Annotated in this window: 14 protein-coding genes; 11 read left to right on the top strand and 3 right to left on the bottom strand. The window is 67.3% G+C overall.

The window, feature by feature from the left end; genetic code table 11:
* Positions 1-46 precede the first annotated feature (46 nt).
* Complete coding sequence (locus tag AC3WON_RS17150) at positions 47-1528, top strand: glycine betaine ABC transporter substrate-binding protein (protein WP_492352343.1); 1482 nt, start codon at positions 47-49, stop codon at positions 1526-1528.
* On the opposite strand, the gene AC3WON_RS17145 is transcribed toward AC3WON_RS17150, so the two are convergent.
* A complete protein-coding gene (locus tag AC3WON_RS17145) occupies positions 1525-2940 on the bottom strand; it encodes an aminotransferase-like domain-containing protein (protein ID WP_492352342.1) in 1416 nt (471 codons plus the stop codon). The two genes, AC3WON_RS17150 and AC3WON_RS17145, sit on opposite strands and share 4 nt — an antisense overlap.
* A 152-nt stretch (positions 2941-3092) precedes the next feature.
* On the opposite strand from AC3WON_RS17145, the gene AC3WON_RS17140 reads away from it, so the two are divergent.
* The 3 genes from AC3WON_RS17140 to AC3WON_RS17130 are packed head-to-tail and all read left to right on the top strand — an operon-like array spanning position 3093 to position 6478.
* Positions 3093-3278 carry a DUF2970 domain-containing protein gene (locus tag AC3WON_RS17140; RefSeq protein WP_340527259.1) on the top strand — a complete coding sequence of 62 codons (186 nt, stop codon included), beginning with the start codon at positions 3093-3095 and terminating at the stop codon, positions 3276-3278.
* A 13-nt stretch (positions 3279-3291) separates the two neighbouring features.
* Positions 3292-4626, top strand: coding sequence for a c-type cytochrome (locus tag AC3WON_RS17135; protein WP_492352341.1), 1335 nt, complete (start codon positions 3292-3294; stop codon positions 4624-4626).
* 7 nt (positions 4627-4633) lie between these two features.
* Complete coding sequence (locus AC3WON_RS17130; protein ID WP_492352340.1) at positions 4634-6478, top strand: NAD(P)/FAD-dependent oxidoreductase; 1845 nt, start codon at positions 4634-4636, stop codon at positions 6476-6478.
* Between the two features lie 7 nt (positions 6479-6485).
* Here AC3WON_RS17130 and yihG read toward each other — a convergent pair whose 3' ends face one another.
* Together yihG and AC3WON_RS17120 are read right to left on the bottom strand one after the other, a co-directional pair.
* Entirely contained in the window at positions 6486-7388 is a 903-nt protein-coding gene (yihG, locus tag AC3WON_RS17125) for a 1-acylglycerol-3-phosphate O-acyltransferase, YihG family (protein WP_492352360.1), read from the bottom strand.
* Positions 7389-7619: 231 nt separating this feature from the next.
* Entirely contained in the window at positions 7620-8576 is a 957-nt protein-coding gene (locus AC3WON_RS17120) for a SphA family protein (RefSeq protein ID WP_492352339.1), read from the bottom strand.
* A 313-nt stretch (positions 8577-8889) separates the two neighbouring features.
* Between AC3WON_RS17120 and AC3WON_RS17115 the strand changes: the two genes are divergently transcribed.
* The 7 genes from AC3WON_RS17115 to AC3WON_RS17085 all read left to right on the top strand — a co-directional run.
* Positions 8890-9675: a hypothetical protein gene (locus AC3WON_RS17115; protein ID WP_492352338.1), complete on the top strand. Its 786-nt coding sequence runs from the start codon at positions 8890-8892 to the stop codon at positions 9673-9675.
* A 30-nt stretch (positions 9676-9705) separates the two neighbouring features.
* The gene (locus AC3WON_RS17110; RefSeq protein WP_492352337.1) at positions 9706-10869 is read left to right on the top strand and encodes a BamA/TamA family outer membrane protein; all 1164 of its coding nucleotides are present in this window, start codon (positions 9706-9708) and stop codon (positions 10867-10869) included.
* 69 nt (positions 10870-10938) lie between these two features.
* Positions 10939-11334, top strand: a complete 396-nt coding sequence (locus tag AC3WON_RS17105; protein ID WP_492352336.1) for a hypothetical protein — start codon at positions 10939-10941, stop codon at positions 11332-11334.
* 147 nt (positions 11335-11481) lie between these two features.
* Complete coding sequence (locus tag AC3WON_RS17100; protein ID WP_492320208.1) at positions 11482-12726, top strand: formylglycine-generating enzyme family protein; 1245 nt, start codon at positions 11482-11484, stop codon at positions 12724-12726.
* Positions 12727-12781: 55 nt separating this feature from the next.
* Complete coding sequence (locus AC3WON_RS17095; protein WP_492320209.1) at positions 12782-13858, top strand: HAD family hydrolase; 1077 nt, start codon at positions 12782-12784, stop codon at positions 13856-13858.
* 79 nt (positions 13859-13937) lie between these two features.
* Complete coding sequence (locus tag AC3WON_RS17090) at positions 13938-15683, top strand: arylsulfatase (RefSeq protein ID WP_492320210.1); 1746 nt, start codon at positions 13938-13940, stop codon at positions 15681-15683.
* 93 nt (positions 15684-15776) lie between these two features.
* On the top strand, positions 15777-16786 hold a 1010-nt coding region (locus AC3WON_RS17085), incomplete at its 3' end, for a fused MFS/spermidine synthase (RefSeq protein ID WP_492352335.1).

Raw genomic sequence — 16786 nt, 5'->3', positions numbered from 1 at the left:
GGAGATTGGGAGAACAGGGCGCGCGCTGTGGCGGGCAGTGGCGTGGGTGCTGGCTGCCGCACTCGCGGGCGCGATGCCGGCGCGCGCGGCAGATCCGCTGCGCATCGGCTCCAAGCGCTTCACCGAGTCGTACATCCTTGGCGAACTGCTGACCCAGGCCGCGGGGCCGCCCGGCGCCGCGCAGCACCAGCCAGGGCTGGGCAATACCGCGATCGTCTTCGAGGCGCTGAAGGCCGGCAGCATCGACCTCTATCCCGACTACACCGGCACGCTCGCCGCCGAAATCCTCAAGCAGCCCCCCGGGGCCGGCCTCGATGCCATCCAGCGGGCACTGGCGCCGATGGGGCTGGGCGCGGCAATTCCGCTTGGTTTCGAGAACACCTACGCGCTGGCCGTGTACGATGCCCGCGCCGGCGCGCTGCGCCGGCTGAGCGACCTCGCCGCGCAGCCGCAGTTCAGGCTCGGCCTGTCCCACGAGTTCCTGGGGCGCGCCGACGGCTGGCCGGGGCTGGCCAGCCGCTATGGGCTGCCGCAACGCCCGCTCGGGCTGGATCACGGCGTCGCCTACGAGGCCTTGGCCGCGGGACAGGTCGATGCCATCGACATCTATTCCACCGACGCCAAGATCCGCAAGTACAAGCTGCGCGTGCTGGAGGACGACCGGCATTACTTCCCGCGCTACGACGCGGTAGTGGTCTACCGCCTCGACGTTCCGCAGCGCTTCCCGCAGGCCTGGCAGGCATTGGAGCGGCTGGCCGGGCGCGTCAGCGCCGACGACATGATCGCCATGAATGCGGCGGCGGAGATCGATGGCCAGTCATTCGACGCGATCGCGCGCGCGTTCCTGGCCGGCACTGCGGGGCAAAAGGCAGCGCATGACGGTGCCGGGCCGCGCGGCCGGCTGTTTGCCGCGCTGTTCGGGCCCGACACCACGCGCCTGGCGCGGCGCCATGTCGGCCTGGTGGCGGGGGCGGTCGGTGCCGCCACGCTGGTCGGCGTGCCGCTGGGGATGCTGGCGGCGCGGCGGCGCCGCACCGGACAGGCGGTGCTTGGCGTGGTCAGCGTGCTGCAGACGGTGCCGTCGCTGGCGCTGTTGGCGATGCTGATTCCGCTGCTGGGCCGCATCGGCGTCTGGCCGGCCATGGTGGCGCTGTTTCTCTATGCCTTGCTGCCGATCGTGCGCAATACCGCGACCGGGCTGGAACAGGTGCCGCAGGGTATGCGCGACGCGGCGCGTGCGCTCGGGCTGCGCGGCGGGCAGGTGCTGCGCTACGTGGAGCTGCCGCTGGCCTTGCCGGTGCTGCTGGCGGGCATCAAGACCGCGGCCATCATCAGCGTGGGCACTGCGACCATCGCGGCCTTTGTCGGCGCCGGTGGTTTCGGCGAGCGCATTGCCACCGGGCTGGCGCTCAACGACACCACGCTGCTGCTCGCGGGCGCGATCCCGGCAGCGGTGCTGGCACTGGTGGTGCAGGCCGCGTTCGAAACCCTGGAGTGGGCGCTGCGCCGCCATCGCGATGCGCGCTAGCTGCCTTGCTGCGCGATCAGCCGCCCGAGGGTGGCGACGGCGGCCTCGGCCTCGTCGCTCCACAGGTGCCCGTAGTTGAGCCGGATGCAGTTGCGGTAGCCCTGCCGCGCGGAGAAGATCGGACCCGGCGCAATGCCGATGCCGGCGTCGAGCGCGGCATGGTGCAGCGCCAGCGCATCGAAGCCCGGCGCAAACTCGACCCACAGGAAATACCCGCCCTCCGGCCGTGACACGCGCACGTCTTCCGGGAAATGCTGGCCGATGGCATCGATCATGCGGCCCTGCTGCGTCTCCAGCATGTGGCGCAGCTTGCGCAGGTGCTTGTCGTAGCCGCCGTGCTGCAGGTATTCGGCCAGCGCCACCTGCGTGGGCACGCCGGCCGACAGCGTGGTCATCAGCTTGAGCCGCTGGATGGCCTCGCCAAAGCGGCCCGGCGCCACCCAGCCGATGCGGAAGCCCGGCGCCAGCGTCTTCGAGAACGAGCTGCAGTGCATCACCAGCCCCTGCGTGTCGAAGGCCTTGGCCGGCAGCGGGCAGCGGTTGCCGAAGTAGAGCTCGCCATAGACATCGTCCTCGATCAGCGGCACCTGGTGGCGCGCCAGCAAGGCCACCAGCGCCTTCTTCTTGTCTTCCGACATGCTGGCGCCGAGCGGATTCTGGAACTGCGTCATGAACCAGCACGCCTTGACCGGGTGCCGTGACAGTGCGGTGTCGAGCGCGCCCAGGTCGATGCCTTCGGCGGGGTCGACCGGGATCTCCACGGCCTTGAGCCGCAGCCGCTCCAGCGCCTGCAGCGAGGCATAGAAGCCGGGCGATTCGATTGCCACCACGTCGCCCGGCTGCGTCACCGCCATCAGGCACAGGTTGAGCGCCTCGAGCGCGCCGTTGGTGACGATCAGGTCCTCGGCCGGCTGCGGCGCGCCCGCGCCCAGGTAGCGCAGTGCGATCTGGCGGCGCAGCGCGGCATTGCCCGGCGGCAGGTCGTTGACCGAGTACCACGGGTCGAGCGCGCGGCCGGCGCGCGCCAGCGACTTGCCCAGCCGCTCCCACGGGAACAGCTCGGGCGACGGAAAGGCCGAGCCGAACTGCACCAGCTCGCGGTCGCGCGCGCCTTCCAGCACGGCGAACACCAGCTTGGAGATGTCCACCTGCGTCGACACCTGGCGCGACGGCCGCGCCTGCGGCTGGGGCAGCTCGCGCCGTGCCGGTCCCGCCACGTAGTAGCCGGAGCGCTCGCGCGCCCGCACCAGTCCGCGCTCTTCCAGCCGGTAATAGGCCTGGAACGCGGTCGAGGGGCTGACGCCATACTGGGCCACGGTCTTGCGGATCGACGGCAGGCGCGTGCCCGGCGGCAGGCTGCCATTGCGGATATCGGCGGCCAGGGTTTCGGCAAGGGCTTCGTAGCGTTTCATGGCGGCTTGGCGGGGGCTTGGCGGGTCAGCGCATTATCTCCCCGCCAGGCAAACTGATACGTAAATTTTCCTGGTATCTGATGCTGTTATGGATGGCGTGCACAGCCCATAATCGGCATCTCGTACACAAAGGCGTTGTGCAAGGAGATGCCATGAACCCGTTGAGGCTGTTGCGGACCGTGCTGTGGGGCTTCTTTGGCCTGCGCCAGGGGCAGGAGCACCAGCGCGACCTGGACACCTTGCGCCCGGTGCCGCTGATCCTGACCGGCGTGGCCGTGGCCGCGGGGCTGGTGGTGTGCCTGGTGCTGGCGGCAAACTGGGCGGCGTCGGCTGCGTGAACTGACTGCCCCCATGCTTCTCTTGCCCCAAGGACTTGATATCGCCACATCCCGCGCGCTGCGCAAGCTGGCCAGCCTGACGCTGGCGGTGCTGCTGCCCATGGGCATGGCGCTGGCCGCCACCGACACGCAACAGATCGAACGCGGCCGCTACCTGGCGCGCATCGCCAACTGCGCCGCCTGCCATACCAGCGCAGGCGGCAAGCCTTTCGCCGGCGGCCTGCCGATCCGCACGGCGGTCGGCACGATCCATTCGACCAATATCACGCCCGATACCGGCAGCGGCATCGGCGCCTATACCCTGGCCGAGTTCGACCGCGCCTTGCGCCACGGCGTGGCGCGCGACGGCAAGCGGCTCTATCCGGCGATGCCGTATCCCTCGTACGCGCGCATGCGCGCCGAGGACGTGGCGGCGCTGTACGCCTACCTGCGTGCCGAGGTGGCGCCGGTCACCCAGCACAATCCCGCGCCGCAGATGCGCTGGCCGTTCAGCATGCGCAGCCTGCTGGCGGTGTGGAACGTCCTGTTCGTCGATGACGACCCGGTCCGCACCGACCCCGCGCGCGGCGCAGCCTGGAACCGCGGTGCCTACCTGGTGCAGGCGGTGGCGCACTGCGGCGCCTGCCATACGCCGCGCGGCAACCTGTTCGCCGAGAAGGGGCTGGACGAGCGCAGCCGCCATTTCCTGTCGGGGGCGAGCGTGGAGGGCTGGTCCGCCACCAACCTGACCGGCGACCAGGTCACCGGCCTGGGCGCGTGGTCGCGCGCGGATATCGCCGAGTTCCTGCGCACCGGGCGCAACGGGCACGCGACCTCGTTCGGGCCGATGTCCACGGTGATCTCCACCGCCACCCAGTACATGAGCGCGCCCGACCTCGATGCCGTGGCCGCCTACCTGAAATCCCTGCCCGGCGCGCGCGGCGAGGACAAGCCGTTCCGGCACGATGCCGCCACCGCGCAGCAGCTGCGGCAGGGCCGCTTCGATGTGCCCGGTGCGCGCCAGTACGCGGTGTTCTGCATGCCTTGCCATGGCGCCGACGGCAAGGGCTTTGCCCGCGTGTTCCCGCCGCTGGCCGGCAACCCCACCGTGGCCGATCCCGACCCGGCCTCGCTGGTGAACCTGCTGCTCGACGGCGCCGTGACCGCGCGCGTGGGCACCGCGCCGGCGGATTACCACATGCCCGGCTATGGCTGGACGCTGGACGACCAGGAACTGGCCAATGTGCTGACCTTTATCCGCGGCAGCTGGGGCAACCGCGCGGCGCCGGTGCCGGAAGCCGCCGTGGCGGCACGGCGCAAGGCGCTGGCCGCGCAGCACCCGGCTGCGGCAGGCGACGCATCCCGATGAGCACCCGATGACGATTACGCGCAGAGACTTCCTCAACGGCACCGCCCTGACCATTGCCGCCGGCCTTGCGCCCGTGCAGTTGCTGCACGCGCAGCAGGGCGGGGCAGGCGTGGCGTATCCGCCCGCGCTGACCGGCCTGCGCGGCAACCATGCCGGCACCTACACGCTGGCGCACAGCCTGGCGCGCGAGGGCGCGAAATACCCGGTCGTGCTGGCGCGCGAGGCTTTCGACTTGGTGGTGGTCGGCGGCGGGCTGAGCGGGCTGGCGGCGGCGTGGTTCTACCGGCGCCGTTTCGGCGCCAACCGGCGCATCCTGATCCTGGACAACCACGACGACTTCGGCGGCCATGCCAAGCGCAACGAGTTCACGGTGCGCGGCAAGCGGCTGGTGACCTATGGCGGCAGTGCAGAAATGCCGGCAGGCGCTGCCAGCGACGCCGCGGTGCGCGAACTGCTGGCGGGGATCGGGCTCGATGCCACGCGCCCGCCTGGCACTGTGCCTGCGGATCCCTATGCCGCGCTCGGCATGGGCCGCGCCGTGTTCTTCGATGCCGAGCATTTCGGGCGCGACCAGTGGGTGGCTGGCGATCCGTTCGGCGAGCTGATCGATTCCCGCAGCGGGCAGCAGGCCGGTGCCCCGGATGCGGCTGCCCTGTCGCGCTTCCTGGACAACACGCCTTTGCCTGTGGCGGACCGCGCCGCGCTGGCGCGGCTGGCCGCCGGCACCACCGATTACCTGCCGGCGCTGTCCGGCACCGAGCGCGCGGCAGCGCTGCGCTCCATGCGTTACGCCAGCTTCCTGCGTGACAAGGCCGGCATCGGCCTGGCCGGGCAGCGCTTCCTGCGCAGCCGCAGCAACGATGCCTATGCGCTCGATGCCGATGGCATTTCGGTTGCCGACGCCATCGCCATCGGCCTGCCTGCCGGCGCCAACATGCCCGCGCCGGCGGGCAATGCGCGGCTTGGCAAGTCGCCGGCATCGCGCCTGTGGTTTCCGGATGGCAATGCCTCGCTGGCACGGCTGCTGGTGCAGAGCCTGATCCCGGGCGCGGCGTCGATCGCCCGGCCGGCCGATGTGGTGTCGGCCGCGTTCGACTACAGCCGGCTGGACCGCGACGGGCAGCCGGTGCGCCTGCGCCTGAACAGCACCGCGATCGCGGTCGAGCCCGACGGCAATATCACGCGCGTGACCTACGGGTTCAGCGGCAACCTGCATCGCGTCGAGGCGCGCCACGTGGTGCTGGCCGGCTACAACATGATGATCCCGTACCTGCTGCCGTCGCTGCCGGCCAAGCAGAAAGAGGTGCTGCACAACGAGGCCAAGGCGCCGCTGGTCTACACCAAGGTGGCGCTCGACCACTGGCAGGCGTTCGCCGCGCTGCGCACGCGCCGCATCCACGCGCCGGCCATGGCCTATACCGACCTGTGGCTGGAGCCGCCGGCGGGCAGGCAGCCCTCCGATCCGGCCGTGCTGCACATGCTCTATGTCCCGACCGTGCCTGACAGCGGCATGCAGGCGCGCGACCGCTTCCGCGCGGGCCGCGCCTTGCTGCTGGGCACGCCGTTCGACACGCTGGAGCGCGACATCCGCGCGCAGCTTGACCGCATGCTCGGGCACAAGGGCTTTGCTTCGAAGGACGTGATCCGCGGCATCACCGTCAACCGCTGGGCGCATGGCTACAGCTATATGCCCGACAGCCTGGCCGCTGAGAACGTGGCGCCCGACGCGGTGTGGCCAGGGCTGGCCGGCGTGGGCAATATCAGCATCGCCAACAGCGACAATGCCGGCAGCCCTTCGCTGACCGCGGCGGTGGGACAGGGGAAGCGGGCAGTCGAGCGACTGCCCGGGTAGCAGGGCTTCAGCCTTCGCGCGGCGGCGTCAGCGCATTGATCTCGGCGTCCTTGGCTTCCCACTGGCGTGCCAGCCAGTTGTGGAATTCCGTGCGGAAGGCCTTGTCGCTGCCGTAGTCGGCCTCGCAGAAGGCCGGCGGCACCGGCAACTGCCGCATGCGCACCAGCACCGGGCCGGCGCGTCCGCAGGCCAGGTCCCAGAAGCCTGGCGCGCCTTCCGGGTACACGATGGTGACGTCGAGCAGGGAGCGGAACTTGTTGCCCATCGCATTCAGCGCCACCGCCAGCCCGCCGGCCTTGGGCTTGAGCAGATGGCGGTACGGTGAGTCCTGGGCCGCGCGCTTGGCCTCGGTGAAGCGGGTACCTTCGGCAAACACCATCACGCTGGTCGGCACCAGCGAAAACTTCGCGCAGGCGCGCTTGGCCGTTTCCTGGTCCTGGCGCCGCAACGCCGGATTGCGCCGCAGCTGCGCCTTGCCGTGGCGCTTCATGAACGGAAAGTCCAGCGCCCACCACGCCAGCCCGATCACCGGCACATAGATCAGCTGCTGTTTCAGGAAAAACTTCAGCAGCGGGATGCGCCGGTTCAGCGAGCGCTGCAGCACGAAGATATCGGCCCACGACTGGTGGTTGCAGTTGACCAGGTACCAGTCGGCATAGCGCAGTCCCTCATTGCCCTGGACGTCCCACGGCTCACGCTGGATCCACGCGAACCAGCCGGTGTTGCCGGAGATCCAGGCGGTGGCGATGCCGTTGAGCATCGGATCGATGCGCCGCCTGACGGCGGCAAACGGCAGCACCAGCTTGAGCAGCGCGAGCGGGAACAGCAGCGCGCACCAGAACAGTGTGCTGCCGATCAGCAGCGTCCAGCTGAGCGTGCCGGTGAGCCACGCGAAGCGGCCGCGCGGCACCGGAGCCGGACGGCGGCGAGTTGGCGGTGGGGAGGGCTGACTGGTTGAGGCATTGGTGCCGGTGGCACCGGTTGAAGGGGAGGGAACTGAGGTCATGGATGCCAGTTTGCAGGCTTGAAAAGGTTGAGGGCTTGCGCGTGATCAAGGCAGGCACTATTGCGTGCGTACTTCAACTTGCCCAAAGGGGTGCATGGCATGCATTCTGCCTTGCCGCGGGGGAACGCACAGGCCTCAGAACACGATAGTCGCCGTCCCCATGAATGTGTTCGTACTCTTCAGGCGGTTCTTGCTGGCGACGGTCGGCACCCAGCGCAGGCCAAGCGAGAGCAGACTCTTGGCGCCGATCTTGGTGTCGTAGGTGACGATCGGGCCCACCGCCCAGTCATGTCCGCGGAAGCCGTTCAGGCGGTCGGCGAGCGGGCCGCTGTCGTCGCCGAGCTGCTGCGTCGTGCCCGCGATCAGCCCGAGGCCGGCACCGTTGGCGAAGCGCTTGAGCAGCATGGTGTCGAGCGTGAACAGCGGCGCGTTCTGGTAATCGGTGGCGTTGTTGCGGGTGTAGAACTGGATCCCGGCCACGGCATCGAACTCAAGCCCTTGTTCGGGAAACAGCTTGGTGTAGGCCACCTGCGGAATGAAGGTCCAGTTGTTCAGGCTGGGGTTGGCCAGGGCGTTGGGGTCGTACTTGCCGGTCGGCGCCCACACGTTCAGGCTCAGCGCCACGTGCTCGGTCTTCGAGAAATGGTAGCCCGCGATGATCGGTGCGAAGGTAATGTCGAACAGGTTCGATGCGGTGTCCTGCGTCTTGCCCCCCAGCCCGCCCACGCTGAGGTTGGCGGTCACCTTGGTCCAGACATAGGGCAGCGTGAAGCTGGAGGCAAAGTTCCAGGGGCCGGTGTCGGTGTCCCAGACTTTCATCACCGTTGCCAGGGTGAACGCGACTTTGCCGTCCACGCCCAGCGCTGCCTTGCCCGCGATGGGCACGCTGCGGCTGCCGCTGATCGAGCCATCCAGGTAGATCTCGCCGACGTTCACGATCAGCGCCGGCTCCGGCGACACGATCCCTACATTGGGGAGCACGCTGGTGCCGGTCACGGGTCGCCCCAGGGCGCCTTCAGTCGCGTGCGCACCCGCACAGGCAAAGAGGAAGGGGGCAGCAACGGCGAGCCGGTTTGCGATGGTCTTTGACATATTCACGGAATATGAAGTGCAAGGCCGGCCCGGCGCTTGCCGGAATGCCAACCCCTGGCGCATGCCTGCCAGCGCCAGCTACAGTGAAATCACACGGTAAGGCAATGCCCCCACCTTTTTGTCTTTGCGAAATTGCATACTACCAGCAAAGACCGCCGTCACTGCCAGCGCGCAAACCGATGAAAATCTTCATCACGGCATCGTAAATATTTACTTCACAAGCCCTGAGACGCTCTGCGATGATGGAAACGCCATATTCAATGGCGGGTGTTACCAATTTCGTTCAGGGCGGCCTTTCGAAATGAATTCAGTCATGCAGAAACCACGGCTAGCTGCGGGTAGCGTTGCGGTGATCTTGCCGCTGCTTGCCAGTGCGGCCGGGCCATCGACAGAGGACATGAATTCGTCAAACAATCCGCTGAGCCCGACTATTACCCTGAATCTGCAGGACCAGTATGTGGGGCGCTATTACGGACTCGGCGACGAGGACGGCAACAGCGTCTTGTTGCGCGGCACCATTCCACATAAGCTGTTCGGGTTGCCGCAGATCGTCCGGTTTACGATGCCGGTCGTGACCACGCCGAACGTGGCGCCGGACGGCAGCAAGACCGGGCTGGGCGACCTGAACCTGTTCAACCTGGTCCTGCTCAAGGGGATGGGGATGGAATGGGGCATCGGGCCCCAGCTGACCATCCCGACGGCATCGCGCGACCAGACCGGCACCGGGAAATGGCAAGCCGGCCTGGCCGGCGTGGCTATCTCCCCGCAGAAATGGGGCATGATCGGCGGGCTCGTGACCTGGCAGCATTCCTTTGCCGGGGAAAGCGACCGGCCCACCCAGGATAACCTGACCGCGCAGCCGTTCGTGATCTATAACCTGCCGCAAGGCTGGTACCTGCGCAGCAGCGCGACCTGGAATTTCGACCTCAAGCGTGGGAATTATTACATCCCCCTCGGTATCGGCGCGGGCAAGATCTGGAAAATCGGCAAGGAAACTTACAACGTGTTTGCCGAGCCGCAATGGACGGTGGGGCACGAGGGAGTCGGGGTGCCCAAATTCCAGGTGTTCATGGGCTTGAATATCCAGTTCCCGCTGTAGCCATAAACAGGGACCTTTCATAACTTGCTGATGACCCGCTCCCAGGCAAGCCAGCGCATTGCATCGCTGCTAGGCGCACTGGCCTTGCTCTGGTGCGGCGCCGCCTTCGGCCAGGCTGAAGCGCCGGCTGAAAAGAAACCGCTGTCGTTCTTCGATCCTGAGGACGGCAAGCTGGACATGAGCGACTTCCTGCTCAATCACAAGGGCGCGCTGCCGGTGCCGGTCGTTATCACGGAACCAGCCGTTGGCTACGGCGGCGGGCTGGGGCTGATGTTTTTCTCCGAATCCATGGCGGATGCGGCGGCCAGCGCCAAGGCCAGTGGAAAGGGGCCCGCACCGCCGAACATTACTGCCATCGGCGGTGCGTATACGGAAAACGGCACCTGGGGCGCCGGCGTGGCGCACTTCCACACCTGGGACGGCGACCGCTACCGTTATCTTGGGGGCATCGCCAAGGTCAATGCAAACCTGGACTACTTCGGCTTGCTGAACCAGCCCCGTGCCTACGAACTCAGAGGCGTGGCATTGGTGCAACAACTGCTCGTGCGGGTTGCCGATACGCGTTGGTACGTGGGGCCGCGCTACGTGTATTTCGATTCGACCGCGACCTTCAAGGTTGGCGATGCGGGTGAACTCGGCAGCTTCGACAAGACCCAGCGCATCGGCAAGGCCGGGCTGGTGGTGGACTACGACTCGCGCGACAACATCTTCTATCCCAGCCGCGGCAGCTATGCCGAGCTGGAGGCGCAGTTTGCGCGCGGCGGCTTTGGCAGCACGCAGTCATTCAATATGTACAACGCGCGCGGCTTCACCTGGCTGCCGCTGGCGCGCACCGTGATCCTGGGGCTGCGCGCCGATACGCGCTTTTCCACCGGCGACGTGCCGTTCTACGCGCAGCCGTTTGTGGACTTGCGCGGGGTGCAGAAGGGGCGCTACCAGGACCGCAATGCGCTGGCGGCTGAAATGGAGCTGCGTTGGGACGTGACGCCGCGCTGGTCGCTGCTGGGCTTCACCGGTGTCGGCAAGGCATACGGGCGCTGGCATGATTTTTCCGATGCCTCGACCGTCTACAGCGTCGGTGCGGGCTTTCGCTACATGATTGCGCGCAAGCTCGGTGTCTCGATCGGTCTTGACGTGGCCCACAGCAAGGGCCAGAACGCCTTCTATATCCAGGTGGGGAGCGCATGGCACTGAGTTGCCGGAACCGCTCCATGTGCCGGTAGGGTGTCCTGGCGCCCACGCGCTCAACCTGCTCGCTACGCTATGGCAGCCAAGAAGATCAAGGACAGGCGGGGCATGGTTGCCAGGCTGTCTGCCCCGGATGAGACGGCCAGCCGGAACTACCTGCGCGAAGCGGTGCTGCTCTGCGAAACGCATCTGGCCGGGCTGCCGGATGTCTCCAGGCCTTACTTCGGCGGGCACTTCGTCTGGCAAAACCGCGTTCACTACTATGTGGCCGGCCAGGAGAACGGCGGCCGCAGCCGCTTGATCGAGGTGTTCGTGATCGACGCTGGCGAAAACCTGGAGCCGCTGCACGCCTTTCAGTATCCGCCACCGCTGGCAGCGCTGTTTCCGGCAGACTACGGCATCCTCAATGAGGGTGAGGAAGATCCGGCGGCCCTGACGAAGATGGTGCCAAGGGCAGATAGCGAGCGATGAGCAGGGCGCCAGTGGCAGTGCGCGCAAGAAAAACTTAATTCACTTGGCCTCCGAACGAGAAAAAGCTGACTTCTGATAGCCGTAGCCATCTGAGATCATGGTTTGCGCTGAGTCAGCATGATTCTTGTATACAAAGAGGCGGAGTGAATGAGCGGACGACGTAAAGGCAGCAATCCCGGCGCGGGCGCGGGGCGTTCCGGCTCAGTTGCGCTTGCCGCGGGACGGCGCAGCGGGCAGAAGGCACTGATCCTGGTGCTGCTGGGTCTCGGGGTCGCAGCAGGCCTCGGCGCCAGCTACTGGTACATGCAGGGGCGGACGCCAACGGCGCCCGCCATCGTCATCGGCGATGGCAAGCGCGGACCCGCTGGCATGGTGCGCGTGCCCGGCGGCGAATTCCTGATGGGCAGCGACAGCAAGATGGCCCAGGCCAACGAGAAGCCGGCACACAAGGTGCGTGTGCACGCCTTCTGGATGGACCAGCACCACGTCACCAATGCGGAATTCCGCAAGTTCGTCGAAGCCACCGGCTACGTCTCGACCGCGGAACGGGCACCTGACTGGGAAACCCTGCGGGTCCAGCTGCCGCCCGGCACGCCGCGCCCGCCCGACAGCGCCATGGTGGCCGGCGGCATGGTCTTCGTGGGCACGCCGCGGCCGGTGCCGCTGCAGGACTACTCGCGCTGGTGGCGTTATGTGCCCGGTGCCGACTGGCGCCATCCGACCGGCCCCGGCAGCTCGATCGAAGGCAAAGACAACCACCCGGTGGTCCAGGTCTCGTATGAAGACGCGCAGGCCTACGCCAAGTGGGCCGGCAAGCGCCTGCCCACCGAGGCGGAATGGGAGTTTGCCGCGCGCGGCGGGCTGGAGCAAGCCACCTATGCCTGGGGCGAGCAGTTCGCCCCCGACGGCAAGCAGATGGCCAATGTCTGGCAGGGCCAGCAGAACCAGCCGTTCCCGGTGGTCAGCCCCAAGGCGGGCGGGGCGCTCGGCACCAGCCCGGTTGGCACGTTCCCGCCCAACGGCTATGGCCTGGCCGACATGACCGGCAATGCCTGGCAGTGGGTGTCCGACTGGTATCGGGCCGACCAGTTCCGGCGCGAGGCCGGCAAGGCCCAGCCGATCGAAAACCCGATGGGGCCGCTGGTGTCCTGGGATCCGTCCGAACCCGGCGTGCCGGTCAACGCGCCCAAGCGCGTCACGCGCGGTGGCTCGTTCCTGTGCAACGAGGATTTCTGCCTGAGCTACCGCCCCAGCGCACGGCGCGGGACCGATCCCTTCAACAGCATGTCGCACCTCGGCTTCCGCCTGGTGATGGACGAGAGCCGCTGGGCCGAACTGCAGCGGCGGCCACCGGTGGCCATGGCCGGCAAAGCAGACCCGTTAGCGCGCTAGCCCCGCGCGCGACACGTGACTTCAACCACGGCAGCACGTGACAGGAGCGAACAACATGAACATCGCAGCGTCCCCGTCAATCCTTGCCAGCCACTTGCGCAAAGTCATCGCGGCGCTGGCGCTGGCCGGCCTGGCGCTGGCCGGCTGCTCCACCCCCGCGACTGCGCCCGCTGCGCCGGATACCGCGGCGCAGGCGGTGCAGCCGGCGGGGACGGCACTGGCGTCGTGGCGCGATGGTCAGGCCCGGCAGGCACTGCTGAAGTTCGTTGCCGACGTGACGCGGCCGGGATCGCCCGGTTTCGTCGCACCCGAGGAGCGCGTCGCCGTGTTCGACAACGACGGCACGCTGTGGAGCGAGCAGCCGCTGTACTTCCAGTTCTTCTTCCTGCTCGACCAGATTCGCGCCGCGGCGCCGCAACACCCGGAGTGGCGCAGCAACCCCGCCTTCAAGGCGCTGATGGCCAACGACATGGAGGGCCTGATGCGCAACGAGAAGCAGCTGGCCGGCCTGATCGCCACGGCCAACAGCGGCATGACCACGGACGAGTATGACCGCACCATCCGCGACTGGCTGGCGAAATCGCGGCATCCCAAGTTCAACCGGCCCTATACCGAGCTGGTCTATCAACCGCAGCTGGAACTGCTGTCCTACCTGCGCGCCAACGGCTTCAAGACCTACATCGTCTCCGGTGGCACCATCGAGTTCATGCGCCCCTGGAGCCAGGCTGCCTACGGCATTCCGCCCGAGCAGGTGATCGGCTCCTCGCAGGCCGTGCGCTACCTGGTGCGCGACGGCAAGCCGGTGCTGGTGCGCGACCCCAAGCTGGAATTCGTGGATGACGGGCCGGGCAAGCCGGTCGGCATCTACCGCCATATCGGCCGCCGGCCGATCCTTGCCGTGGGCAACTCCGACGGCGACCTGCAGATGCTGGAGTACACCACCGGCGGCGACGGTCCGCGCATGGGCGTGCTGGTGCATCACGACGATGCCGAGCGCGAGTTCGCCTATGACCGCCAGTCAAAGGTGGGCAAGCTCGACAAGGCACTGGACGCTGCCCGCGCCAAGGGCTGGACGGTAGTCAGCATGAAGCAGGACTGGCAGCAGGTTTACCCCACGGCTGGTGCGAAGTAGGCAGAAAAGGAAGCCGGCATGCCACGTGTGCCGGACGCAGGTCGAAGCAGTTTGACTATCGGGAGCAGCAATGCAACGAATGACAGAGTCCACCCCGGCAAGGCGCGGCGCGCGCTTTGCCATGGCCGCAATGGCGATCGCCATTGCGGCGATCGCCGGCTGCAAGAAGGCAGACGAGCCCAAACAGCAGGCGCCTGCCGCGCAGCAGCCGGCAACGCCGGCTCCGGCAGCGGCGCCGGACACGTCCGCGACGCCGGCACAGCCGCCGGCGCAGTCCAACCTGCCGGTTGCGCCTGAAGCCGCTTCCGCGCCAGCTGCTGTCAATACGTCGGGCAAGAAGCCCAACATCCTGGTGATCTTCGGCGACGACATCGGCCAGACCAACATCAGCGCCTACAGCATGGGCGTGATGGGCTACCGCACGCCGAACATCGACCGCATCGCCCGTGAGGGGATGATGTTCACCGACTACTACGCCGAAAACAGCTGCACGGCGGGCCGCTCGTCGTTCATCACTGGCCAGTCGCCGCTGCGCACCGGTCTGTCCAAGGTGGGCGCACCGGGTGCTCCCGTCGGCCTGCAGGCTCGTGACGTGACCATTGCCGAAGCCCTCAAGCCGCTGGGCTATGCCACCGGCCAGTTCGGCAAGAACCACCTCGGCGACCGCGACGAGTATCTGCCGACCAAGCATGGCTTCGACGAGTTCTACGGCAACCTCTACCACCTGAACGCCGAGGAAGAGCCGCAGCGCCCGTACTGGCCGAAGGACAAGAACGACCCGTATGTGAAGAATTTTTCACCGCGGGGCGTGCTGCACTCCACGGCCGACGGCAAGATCGAGGATACGGGCGCACTGACCACCAAGCGCATGGAGACCATCGACGACGAGACCACCGACGCTGCGCAGAAGTTCATCACCAAGCAGGTCCAGGCCGACAAGCCGTTCTTTGTCTGGATGAACACCACCCGCATGCACGCGTTTACCCATGTGCGTCCGTCCATGCAGGGCCAGAGCGGCATGCCCGGCAACGAATACGCCGACGGCATGATCGAGCACGACGGCGACGTCGGCAAGCTGCTCAAGACGCTCGATGACCTGAAGGTCGCGGACAACACCATCGTTATTTACACCACCGACAACGGCCCCAACCAGTGGTCCTGGCCAGACGCGGCAACCACGCCGTTCCGCAGCGAGAAGGACACCAATTGGGAGGGCGCGTTCCGCGTACCGGCGATGGTCCGCTGGCCAGGCAAGATCAAGCCAGGCACCGTCAGCAACGAGATGTTCTCCGGGCTGGACTGGTTCCCGACGCTGCTGGCGGCCGCCGGCGATGGCGATATCAAGGACCGGCTGCTCAAGGGCGCGTCACTTGGCAGCAAGAACGCCAAGGTGCACCTCGACGGTTACAACCAGTTGGGATACCTGACCGGCCAGACCAACAAGGGCGCACGCAACGAGTTCTTCTACTTCAATGACGATGGCGATCTGGTGGCAATGCGCTTTGACAACTGGAAGGTCGTGTTCTGCGAGCAGACTACGCCGGGCGGTTTCCAGGTATGGCAGGACCCGTTCAAGTGCCTGCGGGTACCCAAGGTCTTCAACCTGCGCATGGACCCGTATGAGCGTGCGGATATCGTGTCTGACCAGTACAACGACTGGCTGGGCAAGAACGCGTACCTGACCGGCATGGCAACGCTGAAGGCGACGGCCTTCCTGGAGACCTTCGTCACCTATCCGCCGAGCCAGCATCCGGCGAGCTTCAGCATCGACCAGGTACGCAAGCAGGTCGACAAGAAGATTGAAGAATCGATGAAGAAGAAGTAATGCAGTCAGTCATCAGCGCCGTCCGCCTGTGACGGCAGTTGAAACCGGCGAAGGCCCACGTACGCGCGGGCCTTCGCGCCAACGGTCCAGTTCATGATCGAATCTCATGCCGCCCCGGGCGGCAATGGTGGCAAGGACGGGCGCCGGGCGCGCTCCGCGAAGACCGAATATTCCGCATCCGCCTTGGCGCTGCGGGGCAACACGGCCGACCAGACGTGGCTTTGGGCGGCCGTTTTGCTGTTTATATCCGGCACGGCCGGACTGGTTTACCAGATCGTCTGGATCCGCCAGCTGTCGCTGGTGGTGGGCGTCGACGTGCACGCGGTCACCACCGCGGTCAGCGCCTTCTTTGCCGGGCTGGCCCTGGGCGGCTGGCTGTTCGGCCGCGTGGCCGACCGCCACGGCAATCCGCTGCGCCTGTATGCGTGGCTCGAAATCGGCGTGCTGGTGCTGGGCATCGGCGCCACCGTGGCGCTGGCGCATGCGGCAGCGCCGTTCGCCTGGCTGGAGCAGCGCACCGGATGGCTGGCGTGGGCCTTGCCCTTTGTGCTGGTGATCCTGCCTGCAGCCGCCATGGGCGGCACCTTGCCGGTGCTGATGCGCGTGCTGACGCCAGGCGCCGGCCGTGTGGGCGTGCATGGCGGGCGGCTGTATGCCGCCAACACCGCCGGCGCGATCGCCGGCACGCTGCTGGCCGGCTTTGTGCTGGTGTCGCTGCTGGGCATCCTGGGCAGTGCGGTGGCGGCGGGCGTGCTCAATGGCGCCGCCGCGCTGGCGGCCTGGTTGCTGGCGGCACGTACGCGAGCTGCGGCCGAACCGGTTGCCGCCGCTGCCGGGCAAGGCGCCGCTGCCGGCGGCGATGCCGCCAACGGCCGGCTGGCGCTGGTGCTGTATGCCGCTGCCGGCGGCATTGCCCTCGGCTACGAAGTGGTCTGGTCGCAGGCCATCGTGCAGTTTCTCAGCACGCGTACCTTCGCCTTTACCGTGGTGTTGGCAACGTACCTTGCCGGCCTGGCCATTGGCAGCGCGCTGGCTGCGCGCCATGCCGACCGGGTGCGCGACCCCTGGGGCGCCTTCGGCCTGCTGGTGGCGGGGGCGGGGCT

It is taken from the genome of Cupriavidus sp. FW305-46 (genome assembly GCF_058787075.1).
The sequence above is the reverse complement of the archived record's forward strand: the minus strand, read 5'-3'. Positions and strand labels throughout refer to the sequence as shown.